The following is a 19,488-nucleotide window of genomic DNA, read 5'->3' as shown; positions in this document are numbered from 1 at the left end:
GGTGTGCGCCGGATGCCCCGAGGTTTGAGAGGATGCCCAGCATGAAAGACGCGCTCGTCCCCGTACTCATCGTCATCGGCCTGCTACTGCTGGCCGGACTGGCGCTGTTCCTGGTCCGCCGGCCGGGCCGCGGCACGCTGCCGCAGGCGCCGGAGGGCGAGCGCCCGGGGATCGAGCGCGGGGAGAAGATCCCGCCGAGCGTGATCGCGCCGCCCGCGCCCGAGAAGGCGCCGGAGCAGCCCGCACCGGGCAAACCGGCCGTCGTGCCCGCCCCGGCCCCGCCCGCCCCGGTCGAGACGGCGCCGCCGGTCGCGCCGCCGAAGGCCGAGCCGGAGATCGAGAAGCCGGAGCCGACCGCGGGCCGCCTGGTGCGGCTGCGCGCCCGGCTGTCGCGCTCGCAGAACGTCTTCGGCAAGGGCCTGCTCGGCCTGCTGTCGCGCGACCACCTCGACGACGACGCGTGGGACGAGGTCGAGGAGAGCCTGATCAGCGCCGACGTGGGCGTGCAGGCGACCACCGAGATCGTGGCGAAGCTGCGCGAGCGCACCCGGGTGCTGGGCACCCGCAGCGCCGCCGACCTGCGCTCGCTGCTGGCCGAGGAGCTCACCGAGGCGCTGGACCCGAAGCTGGACCGCTCGCTGCACACCGGCGTGGTGGACGGCAAGCCGTCGGTGATCCTGGTCGTCGGCGTGAACGGCGCGGGCAAGACCACCAGCTGCGGCAAGATCGCCCGGGTGCTGGTGGCCGACGGCCACACCGTGGTGCTGGGCGCGGCCGACACCTTCCGCGCGGCCGCCGCCGAGCAGCTGGCCACCTGGGCCAGCCGGGTCGGCGCGCAGGTCGTGCGCGGTCCCGAGGGCGGTGACCCGGCCGCCGTGGCGTTCGACGCGGTCAAGAAGGGCATCGACGCGGGCGTCGACACCGTGCTCATCGACACCGCCGGCCGCCTGCAGAACAAGGTCGGCCTGATGGACGAGCTGGGCAAGATCAAGCGTGTGGTGGAGAAGCACGGCCCGGTCTCGGAGACCCTGCTGGTGCTCGACGCGACCGCGGGACAGAATGGGCTGAGCCAGGCTCGGGTCTTCACCGAGGTCGCCGAGGTCACCGGCGTGGTGCTCACTAAATTGGACGGCACGGCGAAGGGCGGTATCGTGATCGCGGTGCAGCGTGCTCTCGGCATTCCGGTGAAGCTGGTCGGCCTCGGCGAGGGTCCCGACGATCTCGCACCCTTCGACCCTCAGCAGTTCGTCTCCGCCCTGCTGGGCGACGAGTGACGAGCCGACGAGCGACGAGCAGCTGACGAGTCCATGGTGACAGCCCCTTTCCAGGATCCCACCGAGATCCCGCTGCGTGGCGGGAACGTCAGCACGGTGGTGCGGGTCGGCGAGACGGTTCGGCGCAACGCCGGTCCGTGGACGCCGACCGTGCACGCCCTGCTGCGCCATCTCGAGTACGCCGGTTTCACCGGTTCCCCCCGTGCCCTGGGCATGGACGAGCACGGCCGCGAGGTGCTGTCGTACCTGCCGGGCGAGTGCGGGGAGTACCCGCTGGCCCCGCACTGGGTCACCGACGAGGCGCTGGTCACCGTCGCCACCATGCTGCGCATGTTCCACGACGCGCAGGCCGGCTTCCGGACCCCGCCGGGCGGGGTGTGGCGCTCGTTCGGGCCGCCCCCGCCGGACGCGGAGATCATCTGCCACCACGACGCCGCCCCGCACAACGTCATCTGGCGGCCGGACGGCACCCTCGCGATGATCGACTTCGACCTCGCCTCGCCCGGGTCGCGCATCTACGACGTGGCGTACGCGGCCTGGACCTGGGTGCCGATCTTCAGTGACCGGGACTCGATCACGCTCGGCTGGCACCGGCCCGACCGGCCGCGCCGGCTGCGCCTGTTCGCCGACGCGTACGGGCTGATCCCGCGTGACCGGCACCGTCTCGTGCGGACCATCCGCAAGCGGATCGTGGACCACGTCGAGGGCATCCGCCGCCTCGCCACCGCGGGGGAGCCGGCGTTCGTACGGATCGTGCAGAAGGGCCACCTTCGGCGGCCGCTTCGCGACCTTCGGCTGATTGACTACGAGCGGTACACGCTGGAGCACGCGCTGCGCTGAAACGCGCCATGAATGCTCTCCTCACGTGTGAACATTTCTTCACACGTACGAAACAGATCGTGACGTGCCGGAAACCGAGCAGCGTCACTGCGCGAAACAGGGGTTGGCGATGCTGCCCCCCAACCAGCACCGATGGCACTGCGGCGATCGGTCGGGGATGACACGACGAGCGGCCTGTCGACACGGCGGCGCCACGACGGTCGACCTCGGGGCTGGCTGGGAGGAACCCACTCACTTAGGAGGGCAGCGTGCTGCTCGTCGAAGATCCACCGACGATCGACACCGGCAACACAGCGTGGCTGCTGGTCTCGTCCGCTCTGGTGCTGCTCATGACTCCGGGTCTGGCGCTGTTCTACGGCGGCCTGAACCGTGCCAAGGGCGTCCTCAACATGATGATCATGAGCTTCGCCTCGATCGGGCTCGTCTCCATCATCTGGGTCGTCTACGGCTTCACCGCCGCGTTCGGCACGAACGCCAACGCGGACCTGAACGGTTTCATCGGTAACTTCTCCACCTACCTGGGTATGCCGATCGACAAGACCGGCGAGATCTGGTTCCTGGCCGGCGCGTCGACGGGCATCCCGACGTACGTGTTCGCCATCTTCCAGATGATGTTCGCGGTCATCACGGTCGCCCTGATCAGCGGCGCGATCTCCGACCGGGCGAAGTTCGCCGGCTGGCTGGTCTTCGCCTTCGGCTGGGTGACCCTGGTCTACATCCCGGTCGCGCACTGGGTCTGGGGCGGCGGCTTCATCGGCGCCAAGATCTTCGCGCTCGACTTCGCCGGTGGCACCGCGGTCCACATCAACGCCGGTGCCGCGGCACTGGGCGTGGCCCTGGTGCTCGGCAAGCGCATCGGCTGGCCGAAGGACAAGTTCAAGCCGCACAACGTGCCGTTCGTCGCTCTCGGCGCCGGTCTGCTGTGGTTCGGCTGGTTCGGGTTCAACGCGGGCTCGGAGCTGACGGTCGACGCCATCACGGGTGTCGCGTTCCTGAACACCCAGGTGGCCACGGCGGCCGGTCTGCTCGGCTGGATCATCGTCGAGTGGTTCCGTGACGGCAAGCCGACCCTGGTCGGCGCGTCCTCCGGCGCGGTCGCCGGCCTGGTCGCGATCACCCCGGCCTGTGGCTTCATCCCGACCCTGCCCGCGGTGCTGCTCGGCCTCGTGGCCGGTGCGGTCTGCGCGCTGGCGGTCGGCCTGAAGTACAAGCTCGGCTACGACGACTCGCTCGACGTGGTCGGTGTGCACTTCGTCGGTGGCTGGATCGGCTCGCTGTTCATCGGTCTGTTCGCCAGCACCGAGCTGAACTCCTTCATCACCACGCTGGGCGGCCAGGACGGCCTGTTCTACGGCGGCGGCGTGACGCAGCTCGGCCGGCAGGCGCTGGCCAGCGGCATCGTGACGGTCTTCTCGTTCGTGGTCGCGGCGCTGCTCGCGTTCGTGATCGACAAGACCATCGGCTTCCGGGTCAAGCCCGAGGCCGAGGTCGAGGGCATCGACGTGGCCGAGCACGCGGAGAGCGCGTACGAGCTGTCGTCCTCGGCGGGCGGCGGCAGCGCCGGCGCCTTCGCTCTGGCCGGTATCGGTACGCCCAAGGCCCCCAAGGCCGATGTGGAAGAGACGGCACCGGCCACCGAAAAGGTGTCCGGCTAAGGTTCCCAGATGGAGGGGTTGAGCATGAAGCTGGTCACCGCCGTCATCAAGCCGTACCAGTTGGACGCTGTGAAGGAGGCTCTGCACGCCATGGGCGTGGCCGGGCTGACGGTCAGCGAGGTCCAGGGTTACGGCCGGCAGAAGGGCCACACCGAGGTGTACCGGGGTGCCGAGTACACGGTGGAGTTCCTGCCGAAGATCCGGATCGAGGTGGTCACGGACGAGCTGGACGTGGAGAAGGTAGTCGACTCCATCGTCACCGCCGCCCGGACCGGCAAGATCGGGGACGGAAAGGTCTGGGTCACCGAGGTCTCCGAGGTGGTCCGGGTCCGCACCGGCGAGCGCGGACTCGACGCGCTCTGAGGCAGTAGCCGTAACAACCTGAAAGAGGACCACATGGGCCCGGGGAACGTCGTAGCTTCCGCATCGGACAGCGCGGCGGGCCCCGGGCCCGACTATGCGCGCCTAGCGCTGCGCGAGCCGGGCTCCATCGGCGCGGTCGCCCGGCTCGCGCGGGCCGGCGCGCTCGACGCCTGGCTGCGCCGCCTGCTACCGGACACCCCCGGTGTCGCCCTGGTGGCCGTCGGCGGCCTGGGCCGCCGGGAGTGCACCCCGCACGGCGACCTGGACCTGATCCTGGTGCACGCCGGGGTGCCGCGGGTCGACGAGCTGGCCGCCTCACTCTGGTATCCGATCTGGGACGCCCGGATGGGCCTGGACCACTCCACCCGGACCGTCGCCGAATCGCTCGACGCGGCACACGACGACGTCAAGGTGGCCCTCGGGCTGCTCGACGCCCGCCACATCGCCGGCGACCCCGACCTGTCCGCCCAGCTCGGCCGCGCCGCCGTGGACCAGTGGCGGCGCACCGCCCGCCGCCAGTTGCTGCGGCTGCGCGAACTCGTCGAGGAGCGCCACGCCGCCCACGGCGAGCTGGCGTACCTGCTCGAAGGCGACGTCAAGGAGGCCGCCGGGGGTCTGCGCGACGTCGGCGTGCTGCGCGGCATCGGTGTCGCCGGAGTCGCCGACGCGCTGCCGCCCCAGGTGCGCGCCGCCGCGACCCGGCTGCTCGACGTACGCGACGCGCTGCACGTCAGCATCGGCCGGCGCAACGACCGGCTGCGGGCCCAGGAGCGCCTGCAGGTGGCGGAGCTGCTCGGGCTGGCCGACGGGGACGCGCTGCTGCGCCGGATCGGGCTCGACGCGCGTACCGTCTCGTGGTCGCTGACCGACGCCTGGCGCTCGGTGCAGCGCTGGAACACCGCCGCCACCCGCGGTGGCGACCCGCGCGCCCGCGAGGCGGTGGCCGTGCGCCGCCCGATCGCCCGCGACGTGGTCGCCGCGGACGGCGAGATCGTGCTGGCCCGGGCCGCCGTCGGCCCCCACCCCGACCCGTCGCTGTCGCTGCGTGTGGCGGCCGCCGCCGCCCAGCACCAGATGCCCATCGCGCGGGCCACCCTGGAGTGGCTGGCCCGGTTCTGCCCGCCGCTGCCGACGCCCTGGCCCGCCTCGGCCCGTGCCGCCCTGCTGACCCTGCTCGGCGCGGGCACCGGCCTGGTGGCGGCCTGGGAGGCCTGCGACCGGTTCGGGCTGACCTCGGCCTGGCTGCCGCAGTGGACCCGGCTGCGTGGCACCCCGCAGCACCACCCCGTGCACCGCTTCACCCTCGACCGGCACCTGGTGCAGGCCGCCGCCAACGCGTCCACCTGGTCGCGCGAGGTGGCCCGGCCGGACCTGCTGGTGCTCGGCGCGCTGCTGCACGACGTCGGCAAGGGCCTGCCCGGCGACCACAGCGAGGTCGGCGCGGAGCTGGCCCGCGAGATCGCCACCGCGATCGGCCTGCCGCCCGCTGACGTCGACACGATCGCCACGCTGGTGCGATACCACCTGGTGCTGCCCGACACCGCGACCCGGCGCGACCTCGACGACCCGGCGACGATCAACCACGTGGCCAAGCTCGTCGGGGACACCGGCACCCTGGAGCTGCTGCAGATGCTCGCCCGCGCCGACGCCCAGGCCACCGGCCCGGCCGCCTGGTCGGGGTGGAAGTCCAAGCTCATCGACGACCTGTGTGCGCGGGTGCGCAAGGTGCTCGGCGGCGGCCAGCTGCCCGAACCCACCCTGCCCGACCCGGCGCTGCTGGCCGGGCCGCTGCCCGTGGTGCAGGTCGCCGACGACTGGGTGGCGCTGGCCGCGCACGACCGCGTCGGCCTGCTCGCCGCCGTCGCCGGCTGCCTGGCCACGCACAAGCTGGAGATCGTCGCCGCGGGCACGTCCACGATCGGCGAGCGGGCCATCATCGAATGCGCGGTCAACAACCGGTACGGCGCACCGCCCGACCGGGAGCTGCTCGCCGCCGACCTGCGCCGGGTGGGGCTGGACCAGCTCGCGCTGCCGCGCCGGCTGGGCAGCGGCCGCAAGCCGGCGGCCGGGGCCGAGCCGCGGGTCATCTGGGGCGAGGCGACCGGTGCGACACTGCTGGAGCTGCGTGCCACGGACTCGCCGGGCCTGCTCTTCCGGGTCACCTCGGCCCTGGCCGAACTCGGCGTCGACGTGCGCACCGCCCGTGTCTCCACCCTCGGCGCCGACGTCGTCGACGCCTTCTACCTGGTCGGCGACTTCGACCGCGACGCGGTCGAGGCTGCCGTCCTCGCCGCGGTGTGACCGGCGGCGCGATTCTTGATCGTTCGACTTGCCGGGCACCTGTGCGTATCTTGGGCGCGCGCTTTCCCACATGTGCCGGGCAAGTCGAACGATCTTGGGCGATCGGGGGCCGCCGGGCGGCCGGGGTGGCGGCCGGCGCGGACGGGAGGGCGGTTCGCGGGGTCGGGGAGGTGGGTATGCCCGGACCGGGCGGCAGTGGGACCGGCCCGTGGGGGCAGCGGCTACCCTTACCAAGGCTGCCTGTAGCCGCTCATTCAGACGAACTCGAACAATTGGGGATGTTGCGCTGTGTTTGACACCCTGAGCGACCGGCTCTCCGGCATCTTCTCCAAGCTGCGGAGCAAGGGCCGGCTCACCGACGCCGACGTGGACGCCACCGCCCGGGAGATCCGGCTGGCGCTGCTGGAGGCGGATGTCGCCCTGCCGGTGGTGAAGGCCTTCATCTTCCGGCTCAAGGAGCGGGCGCGCGGCGCGCAGGTCTCGCAGGCGCTCAACCCGGCCCAGCAGATCATCAAGATCGTGCACGAGGAGCTGGTCGCGGTCCTCGGCGGGCAGGCGCGGCGGCTCCAGTTCGCCAAGCAGCCGCCCACCGTGATCATGCTGGCCGGTCTGCAGGGTTCCGGTAAGACCACGCTCGCGGGCAAGCTCGCCCGATGGCTCAAGGCCCAGGGCAACCAGCCGCTGCTGGTCGCCTGCGACCTCCAGCGCCCCAACGCCGTCAACCAGCTGCAGGTGCTCGGCCAGCGTGCGGGCGTCGAGGTGTACGCGCCGGAGCCCGGCAACGGCACCGGCGACCCCGTACAGGTCGCCAAGGACTCGATCGAGCACGCCCGCCGCCACATGCGCGACATCGTGATCGTCGACACCGCCGGCCGGCTCGGCATCGACACCGAGATGATGGCGCAGGCCGCCGCGATCCGCGACGCCGTCAGCCCCGACGAGGTCATCTTCGTCATCGACGCGATGGTCGGCCAGGACGCGGTGGCCACCGCGACGGCGTTCCGCGACGGCGTCGGCATCACCGGTGTCGTGCTCTCCAAGCTCGACGGCGACGCCCGCGGCGGCGCCGCGCTGTCCGTGCGCGAGGTCACCGGCCAGCCGATCCTGTTCGCGTCCACCGGCGAGAAGCTGGAGGACTTCGACGTCTTCCACCCCGACCGGATGGCCAGCCGCATCCTCGGCATGGGCGACGTGCTGACCCTCATCGAGCAGGCCGAGCAGGCCTTCGACGAGGAGCAGAAGGAGAAGATGGCGGCGAAGCTGCTCGGGGGCGAGCAGTTCACGCTGGAGGACTTCCTCGACCAGCTCATCGCCGTACGCCGGATGGGCCCCATCGCGAACCTGCTGGGCATGATGCCGGGCATGGGCCAGATGAAGGACCAGCTGGCCGAGCTGGACGACAGCCACTTCGACAAGGTCACCGCGATCATCCGCTCGATGACCCCGGGCGAGCGCAGCACGCCGAAGATCCTCAACGGCTCGCGCCGGGCCCGCATCGCCCGGGGTTCGGGCGTCACCGTCACCGACGTGAACCAGCTGCTCAACCGCTTCGAGCAGGCGCAGAAGATGATGAAGCAGATGGGCGGCATGATGGGCCTGCCCGGCGGCGGCCGCCGCAAGGCGACCAAGTCGCCGAAGAACAAGCGCAAGGGCACCAAGGGCGGCGGCGGTGGCGGCGGTCGTTTCCCGGCCGGCCTGCCCGGCATGGGCGGAATGCCGCAGCTTCCGCCGGGTATGGACCCGGCCGCGCTGGAGCAGCAGATGGGCATGGGCGGCGGCAGCCCGTTCAAGGCTCCGAAGCTCGACTTCGGCAAGCTGATGAAGGGCGACGACAAGGACAAGTAGGTCCTCCGCCGCACGGAGTTTTCGAAGATCGCCACCTCAGGGTCCGCTACCGGTCACCCCCCGACGCCGGGCCTGAGGTGGCGATCTTCGTCTGCATGGGATCGATGCATGCAGTCGGGGAGGCGCCGGCACAGATGCTGACTGCCATCAACTCAGCTGTGCCGACGCCCCGCGCCTGCCTCCATTATCGAACACGTGTTCGAACAAACGCAAGGGATCGTCCTCGATCCACTGTCGCGTCAGCCTCCCGGGTGACCCGCGACCTGTCCGGCCGTCACCGACTTGCTCCGGACTCGCGCGGCCGCGCGAAGCCCGGCTGATCCGCTGGACCGCCCACGGCCAGCACCCTGCGCAGCCGCGCCAGCTCGGCCTCGGTGCCGACGGCCGCGCGGTGCTCCGGATGGAACGTGTAGTGGTGCACGGCTGCCACCAGGAACGGCGTGTCGACGTGGGACAGTTCGACCGGCAGGTTGTGCCACTGGACCCGGCCCGGCAGGGCCTCACGTAGGTAGAAGGTCGTGCCGCCGGGCGCGGGCGACAGCTCGTCGCCCCGGATGATCGCCTCCCAGCGCACCTGCCTGTGCCGCCAACCGCCGAGGGCCAGGTGATCCGGGGTCAGCCGGACGACCGGCCCCGGCCGCAGCGCGTCGATGACCACGGTGCCGCCGACCAGCAGCAGCATCACGCCGAGCGGCAGCAGCGTGTCGTCGGTGAGCAGCTGCCGCCCGTGGTCTCCCGACTCGGTCACCGGCACCGCGAACGCCAGCATGCCGAACATGATGATCCGCCGGCCCGCGAGCGCGGACACGGGAGCGGTGAACCCGCCGTCGCGCACCAGGAACGAGGCGGGCCGGTGCCGGTGGCGGTGGGCGAACCACTCATAGGTGGCGTACGGCAGGACCAGCGCGGCGAGCATCGGCAGCAGGAAGCCGACGAGCAGGGAAGCCGGGTAACCGAGCCGCTCCGGGCCGTACGCCTCCCAGAGGAACGGCTGGGACTGCCGCAGCAGCACCCCGACGGCGAGCAGGCACAGCGCGACCTGACGGAACGGGGGCAGGGGCGACATGGCGCACACCCTAACCACCGTGATCAACCGTGTGGCACAGTGCCAGCATGGCGACGGCGCTGCATGTGCGGGGCGTGGTGCTCCCCGACGACGAGGTCCGCGATCTGTGGCTGGTGGGCGACCGGGTGTCGCTGACGCCGGTGCCGAGGGCGCAGACGATCAGCGACGGCGGCTGGGTGCTGCCCGGCCTGGTCGACGCGCACTGCCACATCGGCATCGCGCCCGGCGGGGCCCCGGTGACCAACCTCGACCAGGCCCGGGAGCTGGCGATCACCGACCGGGACGCCGGGGTGCTGGCGATCCGGGACGCGGGCTCGCCGTTCCCGTACACCGAGCTGGACGACGACCACGACGTGCCGCGACTGGCCCGGGCGGGCAGGCACGTCGCGCCGCCGCGGCGGTACCTGCCCGAGATCGGAGTCGAGGTGCCCGCCGACGAGGTGGTCGCGGAGGTGACCCGGCAGGCGGCCGCGGGCACGGGCTGGGTGAAGCTGGTCGGCGACTGGATCGACCGCGACCGCGGCGACCTGGCCCCGGCCTGGGACGAGGCCACGCTCACCGCGGCCGTGGCCGCGGCGCACGCCGCCGGCGCGCGGATCACCGCGCACTGCTTCGAGGAGTCGAGCGTCGCGACGCTGGTACGCGCGGGCATCGACTGCGTCGAGCACGGGACCGGCCTGTCGACCGACCTGCTCGACGAGATGGCCCGTCGAGGCACCGCCCTGGTCCCCACAATGATCAACATCGAGACGTTCGGCCACATCGCGGAACGCGCCGAGGCGAAGTTCCCCGGGTACGCCAAGCACATGCTGGCGCTGCGTGACCGCTTCCCGGCGGTGGTGTCCGCGGCGCACGAGGCCGGGGTGCCGATCTACGTCGGCTCCGACGCGGGCGGCGGCATCGCGCACGGGCTCGCGGCCCAGGAGATGCTGCGCTTGCGCGCGGCCGGCATGTCCGCGTCCGACGTGCTCGCGGCCGGCTCCTGGCGCGCCCGCGACTGGCTGGGCTTCCCCGGCCTCACCGAGGGGGGCCTCGCCGACCTGACCGTCTACGCCGATGACCCCCGCGCTGACCTGCGCACCCTGCTGGCCCCCCAACGCATCGTCCTGCGCGGCCGCGTCATCCGCTGACCCTCCCCACCCGCCCCGCCTCAACGCCGCTCCGGATCGGCTCCGCAGTTTCAGGGAAAGTGCACGAACCGGGGCATCGATGGCTGCACTTTTCCTTGAAACTGCGGCCAGGTGTGATCCCGACCTGCAGAGGGCGGGCGAGGGCGGGCGCGCGCCGGGCGGGCGGCCATTGATCGTTCGAGTTGCCGGGCAGGTGTGCGTATCTTGAGGGCGCTTTCGCACAGGTGCCTGGCGAGTCGGGCGATCTTGAACACATCGGGCGGGCGGCGGCGGGGTGGGACACGGGCGGGCTGGGGGGAGTGGGGGCTGGGCGGGTCAGTAGGATGACCCGCTATGGCGCGTGTGCTCACTCCCCGGGCGGAAGACTTTCCCCGCTGGTACCAGGACCTGATCTCCAAGGCTGAGCTGGCCGACAACGGCCCGGTCCGGGGCACCATGGTCATCCGACCGACGGCGTACGCCATCTGGGAGCGGATGCAGGCCGACATGGACACCCGGATCAAGGCGGCGGGCGCGGAGAACGCGTACTTCCCGCTGTTCATCCCGGAGAGCTACCTCAAGCGCGAGGCCGAGCACGTCGAGGGCTTCTCGCCCGAGCTCGCGGTGGTCACCCACGGCGGTGGCAAGCAGCTGGCCGAACCGGTCGTGGTGCGCCCCACCAGCGAGACCGTCATCGGCGAGTTCATGGCCAAGTGGGTCGACTCCTACCGTGACCTGCCGCTGCTGCTCAACCAGTGGGCCAACGTGGTCCGCTGGGAGATGCGCCCGCGGGTCTTCCTGCGCACCTCGGAGTTCCTGTGGCAGGAGGGGCACACCGCCCACGCCACCGAGGCCGACGCCAAGGACTACACCCTGAAGATCCACCACGAGGTGTACGAGCGCCACATGCGTGACCTGCTCGCCATCCCGGTAGTGCTGGGCCGCAAGACCAACCGCGAGCGCTTCGCGGGCGCCACCAGCACGTACACGCTGGAGGCGATGATGGGCGACGGCAAGGCGCTGCAGATGGGCACCTCGCACGAGCTCGGCCAGAACTTCGCCAAGGCGTTCGACATCGGCTACTCCTCGCAGGCCGGCACCCGCGAGTTCGCGTGGACGACCTCGTGGGGCACGTCCACCCGCATGCTCGGCGGCCTGATCATGTGCCACGGCGACGACAACGGCATGCGCATCCCACCCGCGCTCGCGCCGGTCCAGGCCCTGGTGACCGTGGTCAAGGAGACCGACGGCTCGATCACCTCGGCCGCCCGCACGCTCGTCGAGGACCTGGCCGCGGCCGGGGTCCGGGTGAAACTGGACGACCGGGTCGACACCCCGTTCGGCCGCCGCGCCGTGGACGCCGAGCTGAAGGGCTACCCGATCCGGGTCGAGGTCGGCCCGCGCGATCTGGCCGAGGGCCGTGTCGTGCTGGTCCGCCGGTTCGACGGCTCGAAGACCCCGCTGCAGCTCGGCGAGGCCGTCGGCGCGGTCACCGCGGCGCTGGAGGCCGACCAGAAGGCGCTGTACGACGAGGCCCTGGCCCGCCGGGAGGCGAACACCGTCGAGGTGTCCACCCTGGACGAGGCCATGGAGGCGGCGGGCACCGGCTGGGCGCGAGTGCCGTGGTCCGCGGTCGGCGTCGACGGCGAGGCGCTGGCCAACGAGCGCGCCATCACGGTGCGCTGCCTGTTCCGGGCCGACGGCTCGATCCCGGCCTCGCAGGACGAGCCCGACCTGACCGCGATCCTCGCCCGCTCGTACTGACCCGAACGACCCGAAAGCGGCCCCCGGTCAGGCTCCGGGGGCCGCTTTCGGCGTCTCACGCGGCCGGTTGCTCCGGCAGCCGTGAAAGGATCACGCCGAGCGCGTCCTTGATCTGCGACACGTCGGTCTTGAGGACCGACACGTCGGTCTTCAAACCGGCGACGTCGGTCTTCAAGCCGGCGACGTCGGTCTTCAGTCCGGCGACGTCGTCGTCCAGCGTCGAGAAACGCATGTTCATCTCGGCGCGGGTGTCTTCGAGATCGCGCCGCAGCGCGGTCAGGTCGGACCGGTGCTGCTGGTGGTACACGGTGTGCCGCTCCAGCATCGCGGTGTGCTTGCGCTGCGTTTCGGCGATCTGGCCGACCTGCACGATGACCGTGGTCGCATCCTCGTCGATCTTCTGGATGCGCTGGTGTTCGGCGTGCTGGTGCTGTTCGACGGGAATCGACATTCCCACGTCCTCCTGAGTGTGGCTGCAAAGGAACTACTCAGGAGCGGCCCCCACTCCCATCCGGTCCGGTAGCCGGTGGTGAGCCGCCCATTCCGCTCTCTCGAAGCGGCCGGGGGTCTTTCGGTGGTGCTGTCGCGACGGCTCGACTCTAGTGTCGTACGACTTGGTCAATCAAGTTCTTCGCTAGGGTTGGCACATGCGTTTCGAACCCGGACGGGTGATCCTGCACCGCCACTTCCACGGCCACCGGATCGGCCTGCTCAAGACCGCTGTGGTCGTCGCCGACGACGAACAGGGCCTGCTGCTGTGGGTGCCCCGCGGGGCCCCGATGCTCGACCGGCTGGCCGTCGACCGACGCGGTCTGCGGGCCATGCCCTTCTCGGAGTGGATCGAGACGGAGACGAAGCTCTGGGAGGTCACCTGGTCGGGGCCGAGCCTGCTCAAGTGGCTGCCGCGTGGCGAGGACCACTCGGTCTGGTTCTTCCGCGACGACGCCGGCCGGTTCACCCGGTGGTACGTGAACCTGGAGGAGTCCGGGCAGCGCTGGGACGACGGCCATGTCGCCGGGGTCGACATCGTGGACCAGGACCTCGACATCGTGGTGACCCCGGACCGGTCGTGGCGCTGGAAGGACGAGGAGGAGTTCACCGAGCGTCTGGCGTACCCGCAGCACTACTGGGTGGCGGACGGCGAGGCGGTGCGGGCCGAGGGCGAGCGCGTGGTCAAGCTGATCGAGGCGGGCGCGTTCCCGTTCGACGGCACCTGGTGCGACTTCCAGCCCGACCCGGCCTGGACGGCGCCCGCCGAGGTTCCGGCCGGCTGGGACCGCCCGCGCGTACACCGCGCCTGACCACCCTGCCGCCGGGCCGGCCGCCGCGTCGGTCTTGGGTGTCATGATCGCTGTTTAGGGTCAGAACGTGGGGTTGAACCGCAGATCATGACCGGAAACAGCGATCATGGTGCCGCCACCGGCTCGGCGCGGCCTCGGCGGGGCGGCGGGGGAGTGGGCAGGTCGGTAGGGTCGCGGGGCATGTACTTCGAGACGGGGCAGACCGTGCTGCGGCGGTGCTGGCGCGGCGGGCGCATCACGTTCCTGCAGGCCACCACGGTGGTCGAGGACGGTGAGCGGGGCCTGCTGCTGTGGTTGCCCGCCGGGACGACGTATTGGCGGATCATGACCGAGGACGGCCGCAGCCACCACGACGGCACCCTCGGCGAGCTGGGCCCGGACGCCGCCCTGCGACCGCTGACGTGGGCGGGCAACGACCTGCTGATGTGGCAGCGGCCGGGCGAGCCGTGGTCGGTGTGGTGGTTCTTCCCCGGCGGGGAGTTCGGCAGCTGGTACGGCAACCTGGAGGAGCCCTTCGTCCGCTGGCGCGACGGCGACGTGTGCGGCGTCGACTTCGCCGACAACGCCCTGGACGTGCTGGTGGAGCCGGACCTGAGCTGGCGCTGGAAGGACGAGGGCGAGCTGGTCGCCAAGACCGGCCACGCGGACTACTGGGACGAGGCGGGCGCGGCGCGCATCCGGGCCGACGGGGCGCGTCTGATCGAACTCGCCGAGGCGGGGGCGTTCCCGTTTGACGGGACCTGGTGTGACTTCCGTCCCGATCCTGCCTGGCCGGTGCCGCGACGCACAGCGGGTTGGGACCGCCCGCGCGCGATCCGTCCGGTTCCGTCTGGCACAATGGCTAGCTGATATTCGGTGCGTTTCCGGCTGCCCTCTAACTTCCGGGGCGCGGCGATGTCTCGAGCAACGGAGCCCGGCAACCCCACGCAGGGCGATGGCGCTCACCTCAATCCCACAGGAGTGTAAAACCGTGGCCGTTCGTATCCGGCTTCTGCGGATGGGCAAGATCCGCAACCCGCAGTACCGCATCGTCGTCGCCGACTCGCGCACCAAGCGCGACGGCAAGGCGATCGAGTACATCGGTATCTACCAGCCGAAGGAAGACCCTTCGGTGATCGAGGTCAAGTCGGACCGGGTGCAGCACTGGCTGTCGGTCGGCGCGCAGCCGAGCGAGTCCGTGATCGCCATCCTCTCCAAGACCGGCGACTGGCAGAAGTTCAAGGGCCTGCCGGCTCCGCCGCCGCTGCTGGTGGCCGCGCCGAAGGCCGACCGCAAGTCGACCTACGAGGCCGCCGCCCAGGCTGCCGCGGGTCTCGAGCCCGCCAAGGCCGCCCCGGCCAAGAAGGCCGCGAAGGCGGAGAAGGCTGCCGAGCCGGCAGCCGAGGCCAAGGCTGAGGAGCAGACTGTTGCGGCCGGCGACGAGCAGCAGAGCTGACGCCGCGCTCCGGCCCGCGCTGGAGCACCTCGTCAAGGGCATCGTGGACCACCCGGACGACGTCCGGGTGCGTCTGGTCGACAACCGCCGCGGGCCGCGGCTGGAGGTCCGGGTTCACCCCGAGGACCTCGGCACGGTCATCGGCCGTGGTGGTCGCACCGCACGGGCCCTGCGCCAGGTGGTCGGCTCGGTCGGCGGCAAGGGCATCCGCGTCGACATCGTCGACGCGTTCTGACGGCGGATCAGCAGTCACATGCTTCTGATCGTCGGACACGTCATGCGCGCGCACGGCATCCGGGGCGAGGTCCTGGTGCATCCGCGTACTGACGAGCCCGCGTTGCGCTTCGCGGCGGGCTCGACGTTGATCGTCGAGCCCGCCGTGGCGGGGCTTCCGGGCAAACTGACCGTGGAGTCGGCCCGCCCGCACTCGGGCGAGCTGATCGTGACCTTCGTGGAGATCCCGGACCGCAACATGGCCGAGCTGGCCAAGAGCGCGGTCCTCAACGTCGACTCCGCCGAGGTGCCCGCGCCGGAGGACCCGGACGAGTTCCTCGACCACCAGCTGGTCGGGCTCGACGTGGTCACCGTCGGCGGCGAGCCGCTGGGCAAGGTCCTCCGCATCGACCACGCGCCCGCGTCGGATCTGCTGGTGGTGCGCATGCCCGACGGCCGGACCGGCCTCATCCCGTTCGTCAGCGCCATCGTGCCCGAGGTGGACGTGGCCGGCGGCCGGATCACCGTCGACCCGCCCGGCGGGCTGTTCGACCTGTGACGGGCATCCGCGTCGACGTCGTCAGCATCTTCCCCGAGTACTTCGCGCCGCTGGAGCTGTCGCTCATCGGCAAGGCGCGCACCACCGGGGTCCTCGACCTGCACCTGCACGATCTGCGCACCTGGACGCACGACGTGCACCGCACCGTCGACGACACCCCGTACGGCGGCGGGCCGGGCATGGTGATGAAGCCCGAGCCGTGGGGCCAGGCCCTGGACGAGCTGGCGCCGCGGGGCACTCCGGCGCGGCTGGTGGTGCCGACCCCGGCCGGCGCCCCGTTCACCCAGGCCACCGCGTACGAGCTGGCCGCCGAGCCGCACCTGGTCTTCGCGTGCGGCCGGTACGAGGGCATCGACCAGCGGGTGCTGGACCACGCCGCGGAGCGCATGCCGGTCAGCGAGGTGTCGCTGGGCGACTACGTGCTCTTCGGTGGCGAGGTCGCCGTGCTGGTGATGCTGGAGGCGATCACCAGGCTGATCCCGGGAGTGCTCGGCAACGCCGACTCGCTGGCCGACGAGTCGCACGCGCACGGGCTGCTGGAGACGCCGGTGTACACCAAGCCGCAGTCGTGGCGCGGGCACGACGTGCCCGACATCCTGCGCTCCGGCGACCACGGGAGGATCGCGCGCTGGCGGCGCGACCAGGCGCTGCTGCGTACCGCGGGCCGGCGTCCCGACCTGCTGGCCGCGCTCGACCCCGCCACGCTGGACAAACGTGACCTAGCCCTGCTCGACGAGGCTGGATTTCCGGCCCGCCGGGTCGATGTGGCAGAGTAGAGAGGTTGCCGTCCGCGGACGGTGACAGCTGCCGTCTGCCGGACACGCCGTGCCCGACGACGAGGACTCAAGCCGACCACCGCCTTCGTGCGGCAGACGCCTGGGTCAGTATCGCCCACACGCGTATCGGCAACCGATGCGCTGAGATTCAAGGATGCAGCGATGCAAACGCTGGACGTACTTGACGCCGCCTCCCTGCGGACCGACCTCCCCGCGTTCCGGGCCGGTGACACCGTGAAGGTGCACGCCCGGGTCGTCGAGGGCAACCGGTCCCGTGTGCAGGTCTTCCAGGGCGTCGTGATCCGTCGCCAGGGCTCGGGCCTGCGCGAGACCTTCACGGTCCGCAAGCTGAGCTTCGGCGTGGGTGTCGAGCGCACCTACCCGCTCCACGGTCCCGCCATCGACCGCGTCGAGGTCGTGACCCGTGGTGACGTGCGCCGCGCCAAGCTCTACTACCTGCGCGACCTTCGCGGCAAGAAGGCGAAGATCAAGGAGCTGCGCGAGGCCAAGGTCGCCTGAGACCTCGTCCTCGACGATCACGGGCGGTGACACCTTCGGGTGTCGCCGCCCGTTCGTGTTTCCAGCGGATTGTTAAAGCTCGTATCACAGCCTGAAGGGGACTCCCGAAAAGTTCTCTGTTCTTCTAGGCTTGCGGCCGACATCCAGTGGCGAACTTCACGAGCGGCGGCAGTTGTGGCACTCCTCCCCAGCAGCAGGCACGACGAGATCACGGGCGAGCAGTGGAAGAAGCGCCGACGCCGCCGGGGCCGGGGTCGCAAGGGCATGCCGCTGTGGCAGGAGCTTCCGCTGCTGCTGGTGGTGGCGTTCTGCCTGGCCGTGCTCATCCGCACCTTCCTGATGCAGGCGTTCTACATCCCGTCAGGCTCGATGGAGGACACCCTTCTCGTCGGCGACCGCGTCCTGGTCAACAAGGTGGTGTACGAGTTCCGCGACCCCGAGCGCGGTGAGGTCATCGTCTTCAAGGGCCCCGACAACTGGGCTCCGGAGAACGGCGCGGACCCGGACGCGGGCTTCTTCTCCAAGCTCGGCCGCACCGTCGGCGACCTCGTCGGCATCAGCCAGCCGGGGGAGAAGGACTTCATCAAGCGGGTCATCGGGCTGCCGGGTGACCGGGTGTCCTGCTGCGACGTCGACGGTCGGATCTACGTCAACGGCGTGCCGATCGACGAGCCGTACGTGATCCGCAACTCCCCCCGCGGCGACAAGGGCGACAAGACCTGCAACACCCGCGACTTCGACGAGGTCATCGTCGAGCCCGGCATGCTGTTCGTGATGGGTGACCACCGTCTGGTGTCACAGGATTCACGCTGCCAGGGCCAGGTGCCGATCGACGACGTCATCGGCAAGGCGATGGTGGTCGCGCTGCCGTTCAGCCGCTGGGGCTCGGTGGCCCAGCAGGAGGTGTTCGACAAGGTGCCTGACGCCAACCCGGCGGGCGCGGCCGGGCCGGCCCCCGGCGCGTCGGTGTCGGTGGCCCTGCCGCTGCTGCTCGGCGCGGTGGTGGTACGCCGCAGGCTTACACGCGACAGGGCAACACAGCTCGGGTGATCGTCGTTTTCAGTTTCGCCGCGTAGGCTCCGTGCGTGATTGACGAGCAGACCAAAAGCAGCAAAGGGTCGTTCTGGCGCGAGCTGCCGATCCTGCTGGGTGTGGCCATCATCGTGGCGTTCCTGGTGCGGCAGTTCGTGGTGCAGACGTTCTTCATCCCCTCCGGGTCGATGGAGCACACCCTGGACCTCGACGACCGGGTGCTGGTCAACAAGCTCGTCTACGACTTCCGGGCGCCGGAGCGCGGCGAGATCATCGTTTTCGTGTCGCCCCAGAGCTGGCGTAACACCCCGGAGCACGAGGACTACATCAAACGGGTGATCGGGGTGCCCGGCGACCGCGTGGTCTGCTGCGACCCGCAGGGCCGCATCCAGGTCAACGGCCACCCGCTCGACGAGCCGTACGTCTACCCGGGCAACAAGATGGCGCCCGAGGAGTTCGACGTCACCATCCCCGAGGGCCGGCTGTGGGTGATGGGCGACCATCGCGAGGCCTCGGGCGACTCGCTGGCCAACTACAACAACCACGGCCAGAACATCGAGGAGGCCACGATCCCGCTGGACTCCGTGATCGGGCGCGCGTTCGTGCTGTTCTGGCCGTTCAGCCGGACCACCTGGCTGACCGTGCCGGACACGTTCGCGGGAGTGCCCGAGCCGTCGTCCGGAGGCTGACACCGGGCGAGCCGGGGGCCACCGGTTCCCGGCTCGCCGCGTAGGCTCCGGCACATGATCGACGACGAGAAGCAGAAGCCGCGCGGCGGCCGGGGATCGTTCTGGAAAGAACTGCCGGTGCTGCTGGTGGTGGCCCTCGTCGTCGCCCTGCTGGTGCGGCAGTTCGTGGTGCAGACCTTCTTCATCCCCACCGGATCGATGGAGCAGACGCTGCTCGTCGACAACCGGGTGCTGGTCAACAAGCTCGCCTACGAGTTCGGCGAGCCGTCCCGCGGCGAGATCGTCGTCTTCGAGGCCCCGCTGACCTGGCGCAGCTCGGTGGAGCAGGAGGACTTCATCAAGCGGATCATCGGCGTGCCCGGCGACCACGTGGTCTGCTGCGACGCCCAGGGCCGGATCACCGTCAACGGGCAGCCGCTGGACGAGCCGTACGTCTATCCGGGCAACAAGATGGCCCCGCAGAAGTTCGACATCACGGTGCCCGCAGGCCGGGTCTGGGTGATGGGCGACCATCGCGAGGCGTCGGCGGACTCGCTGGCCAACTACAACGGCCACAACCAGGACATCATGCAGGCGACCATCCCGCTGGAGGCGCTCGTCGGGCGGGCCTTCGTGCTGTTCTGGCCGTTCGGCCGGGCCACCTGGCTGACCGTGCCGGAGACCTTCGCGGCCGTGCCGGGGCCGTCGCCCGCCGCCTGAGGCCGCCGCGCCCGGCGTGTGCCGGGCGGGCCGGACGAATTAGGCTGC

Annotated in this window: 20 protein-coding genes; 18 read left to right on the top strand and 2 right to left on the bottom strand. The window is 70.9% G+C overall.

Annotated features, from left to right (window positions below; genetic code table 11):
* Window positions 1-41 precede the first annotated feature (41 nt).
* The 6 genes from ftsY (at window position 42) to ffh (ending at window position 8,278) form a co-directional block, all read left to right on the top strand.
* A complete protein-coding gene (gene ftsY / locus AB0B35_RS09605; RefSeq protein ID WP_361042930.1) occupies window positions 42-1,274 on the top strand; it encodes a signal recognition particle-docking protein FtsY in 1,233 nt (410 codons plus the stop codon).
* Between the two features lie 36 nt (window positions 1,275-1,310).
* Window positions 1,311-2,114 carry an aminoglycoside phosphotransferase family protein gene (locus AB0B35_RS09600; RefSeq protein WP_239165823.1) on the top strand — a complete coding sequence of 268 codons (804 nt, stop codon included), beginning with the start codon at window positions 1,311-1,313 and terminating at the stop codon, window positions 2,112-2,114.
* Window positions 2,115-2,362: 248 nt separating this feature from the next.
* Window positions 2,363-3,769, top strand: coding sequence for an ammonium transporter (locus tag AB0B35_RS09595; RefSeq protein ID WP_360520431.1), 1,407 nt, complete (start codon window positions 2,363-2,365; stop codon window positions 3,767-3,769).
* 24 nt (window positions 3,770-3,793) lie between these two features.
* Window positions 3,794-4,132: a P-II family nitrogen regulator gene (locus tag AB0B35_RS09590; RefSeq protein ID WP_166386781.1), complete on the top strand. Its 339-nt coding sequence runs from the start codon at window positions 3,794-3,796 to the stop codon at window positions 4,130-4,132.
* Window positions 4,133-4,165: 33 nt separating this feature from the next.
* Window positions 4,166-6,433, top strand: coding sequence for a [protein-PII] uridylyltransferase (locus AB0B35_RS09585; RefSeq protein ID WP_361042928.1), 2,268 nt, complete (start codon window positions 4,166-4,168; stop codon window positions 6,431-6,433).
* Window positions 6,434-6,721: 288 nt separating this feature from the next.
* Window positions 6,722-8,278: a signal recognition particle protein gene (ffh, locus tag AB0B35_RS09580; protein ID WP_361042925.1), complete on the top strand. Its 1,557-nt coding sequence runs from the start codon at window positions 6,722-6,724 to the stop codon at window positions 8,276-8,278.
* 274 nt (window positions 8,279-8,552) lie between these two features.
* Here the strand turns inward: ffh and AB0B35_RS09575 are convergent, their stop codons facing one another.
* Window positions 8,553-9,344, bottom strand: a complete 792-nt coding sequence (locus AB0B35_RS09575) for a hypothetical protein (RefSeq protein WP_361042923.1) — start codon at window positions 9,342-9,344, stop codon at window positions 8,553-8,555.
* A gap of 47 nt (window positions 9,345-9,391) precedes the next feature.
* Between AB0B35_RS09575 and AB0B35_RS09570 the strand changes: the two genes are divergently transcribed.
* The gene (locus AB0B35_RS09570; RefSeq protein ID WP_361042920.1) at window positions 9,392-10,474 is read left to right on the top strand and encodes an amidohydrolase family protein; all 1,083 of its coding nucleotides are present in this window, start codon (window positions 9,392-9,394) and stop codon (window positions 10,472-10,474) included.
* Window positions 10,475-10,807: 333 nt separating this feature from the next.
* Window positions 10,808-12,217, top strand: coding sequence for a proline--tRNA ligase (gene proS / locus AB0B35_RS09565; RefSeq protein ID WP_361042918.1), 1,410 nt, complete (start codon window positions 10,808-10,810; stop codon window positions 12,215-12,217).
* A 55-nt stretch (window positions 12,218-12,272) separates the two neighbouring features.
* On the opposite strand, the gene AB0B35_RS09560 is transcribed toward proS, so the two are convergent.
* The gene (locus AB0B35_RS09560) at window positions 12,273-12,668 is read right to left on the bottom strand and encodes a hypothetical protein (protein ID WP_361042916.1); all 396 of its coding nucleotides are present in this window, start codon (window positions 12,666-12,668) and stop codon (window positions 12,273-12,275) included.
* A gap of 196 nt (window positions 12,669-12,864) precedes the next feature.
* On the opposite strand from AB0B35_RS09560, the gene AB0B35_RS09555 reads away from it, so the two are divergent.
* The 10 genes from AB0B35_RS09555 (at window position 12,865) to lepB (AB0B35_RS09510) (ending at window position 19,440) form a co-directional block, all read left to right on the top strand.
* Window positions 12,865-13,518 (top strand): DUF402 domain-containing protein, encoded by a 654-nt coding sequence (locus AB0B35_RS09555; RefSeq protein ID WP_361042913.1) that lies wholly within the window; start codon window positions 12,865-12,867, stop codon window positions 13,516-13,518.
* 180 nt (window positions 13,519-13,698) lie between these two features.
* Entirely contained in the window at window positions 13,699-14,367 is a 669-nt protein-coding gene (locus tag AB0B35_RS09550; protein ID WP_361042911.1) for a DUF402 domain-containing protein, read from the top strand.
* A gap of 121 nt (window positions 14,368-14,488) precedes the next feature.
* A complete protein-coding gene (rpsP, locus tag AB0B35_RS09545) occupies window positions 14,489-14,953 on the top strand; it encodes a 30S ribosomal protein S16 (RefSeq protein ID WP_361043357.1) in 465 nt (154 codons plus the stop codon).
* Window positions 14,925-15,188 (top strand): RNA-binding protein, encoded by a 264-nt coding sequence (locus tag AB0B35_RS09540; protein WP_120318507.1) that lies wholly within the window; start codon window positions 14,925-14,927, stop codon window positions 15,186-15,188. Before rpsP ends, AB0B35_RS09540 begins: the two co-directional genes overlap by 29 nt.
* Before the next feature lie 18 nt (window positions 15,189-15,206).
* Window positions 15,207-15,725, top strand: a complete 519-nt coding sequence (rimM, locus tag AB0B35_RS09535) for a ribosome maturation factor RimM (RefSeq protein WP_361042909.1) — start codon at window positions 15,207-15,209, stop codon at window positions 15,723-15,725.
* Window positions 15,726-15,730: 5 nt separating this feature from the next.
* On the top strand, window positions 15,731-16,501 hold the full coding sequence (gene trmD, locus AB0B35_RS09530; RefSeq protein WP_361043355.1) for a tRNA (guanosine(37)-N1)-methyltransferase TrmD: 771 nt from the start codon (window positions 15,731-15,733) through the stop codon (window positions 16,499-16,501).
* A gap of 162 nt (window positions 16,502-16,663) precedes the next feature.
* Window positions 16,664-17,020, top strand: a complete 357-nt coding sequence (gene rplS, locus AB0B35_RS09525) for a 50S ribosomal protein L19 (protein ID WP_361042906.1) — start codon at window positions 16,664-16,666, stop codon at window positions 17,018-17,020.
* A 174-nt stretch (window positions 17,021-17,194) separates the two neighbouring features.
* The gene (lepB, locus tag AB0B35_RS09520) at window positions 17,195-18,070 is read left to right on the top strand and encodes a signal peptidase I (RefSeq protein ID WP_361042903.1); all 876 of its coding nucleotides are present in this window, start codon (window positions 17,195-17,197) and stop codon (window positions 18,068-18,070) included.
* A gap of 35 nt (window positions 18,071-18,105) precedes the next feature.
* Window positions 18,106-18,741, top strand: coding sequence for a signal peptidase I (gene lepB / locus AB0B35_RS09515; RefSeq protein ID WP_361042901.1), 636 nt, complete (start codon window positions 18,106-18,108; stop codon window positions 18,739-18,741).
* 54 nt (window positions 18,742-18,795) lie between these two features.
* Entirely contained in the window at window positions 18,796-19,440 is a 645-nt protein-coding gene (lepB, locus tag AB0B35_RS09510) for a signal peptidase I (RefSeq protein ID WP_361042898.1), read from the top strand.
* Window positions 19,441-19,488 lie beyond the last annotated feature (48 nt).

The organism is Catellatospora sp. NPDC049133, from assembly GCF_040648455.1.
Classification (GTDB): domain Bacteria; phylum Actinomycetota; class Actinomycetes; order Mycobacteriales; family Micromonosporaceae; genus Catellatospora; species Catellatospora aurea.
The sequence above is the reverse complement of the archived record's forward strand: the minus strand, read 5'-3'. Positions and strand labels throughout refer to the sequence as shown.

Excerpts from the sequence above, each read along its gene's own strand:
- ftsY (WP_361042930.1), top strand. The coding sequence starts at position 42 with ATGAAAGACGCGCTCGTCCCCGTACTCATCGTCATCGGCCTGCTACTG.
- AB0B35_RS09590 (WP_166386781.1), top strand. The coding sequence starts at position 3,794 with ATGAAGCTGGTCACCGCCGTCATCAAGCCGTACCAGTTGGACGCTGTG.
- AB0B35_RS09585 (WP_361042928.1), top strand. The coding sequence starts at position 4,166 with ATGGGCCCGGGGAACGTCGTAGCTTCCGCATCGGACAGCGCGGCGGGC.
- AB0B35_RS09575 (WP_361042923.1), bottom strand. The coding sequence starts at position 9,344 with ATGTCGCCCCTGCCCCCGTTCCGTCAGGTCGCGCTGTGCCTGCTCGCC.
- AB0B35_RS09570 (WP_361042920.1), top strand. The coding sequence starts at position 9,392 with ATGGCGACGGCGCTGCATGTGCGGGGCGTGGTGCTCCCCGACGACGAG.
- proS (WP_361042918.1), top strand. The coding sequence starts at position 10,808 with ATGGCGCGTGTGCTCACTCCCCGGGCGGAAGACTTTCCCCGCTGGTAC.
- AB0B35_RS09560 (WP_361042916.1), bottom strand. The coding sequence starts at position 12,668 with ATGTCGATTCCCGTCGAACAGCACCAGCACGCCGAACACCAGCGCATC.
- AB0B35_RS09555 (WP_361042913.1), top strand. The coding sequence starts at position 12,865 with ATGCGTTTCGAACCCGGACGGGTGATCCTGCACCGCCACTTCCACGGC.
- AB0B35_RS09550 (WP_361042911.1), top strand. The coding sequence starts at position 13,699 with ATGTACTTCGAGACGGGGCAGACCGTGCTGCGGCGGTGCTGGCGCGGC.
- rimM (WP_361042909.1), top strand. The coding sequence starts at position 15,207 with ATGCTTCTGATCGTCGGACACGTCATGCGCGCGCACGGCATCCGGGGC.
- rplS (WP_361042906.1), top strand. The coding sequence starts at position 16,664 with ATGCAAACGCTGGACGTACTTGACGCCGCCTCCCTGCGGACCGACCTC.
- lepB (WP_361042898.1), top strand. The coding sequence starts at position 18,796 with ATGATCGACGACGAGAAGCAGAAGCCGCGCGGCGGCCGGGGATCGTTC.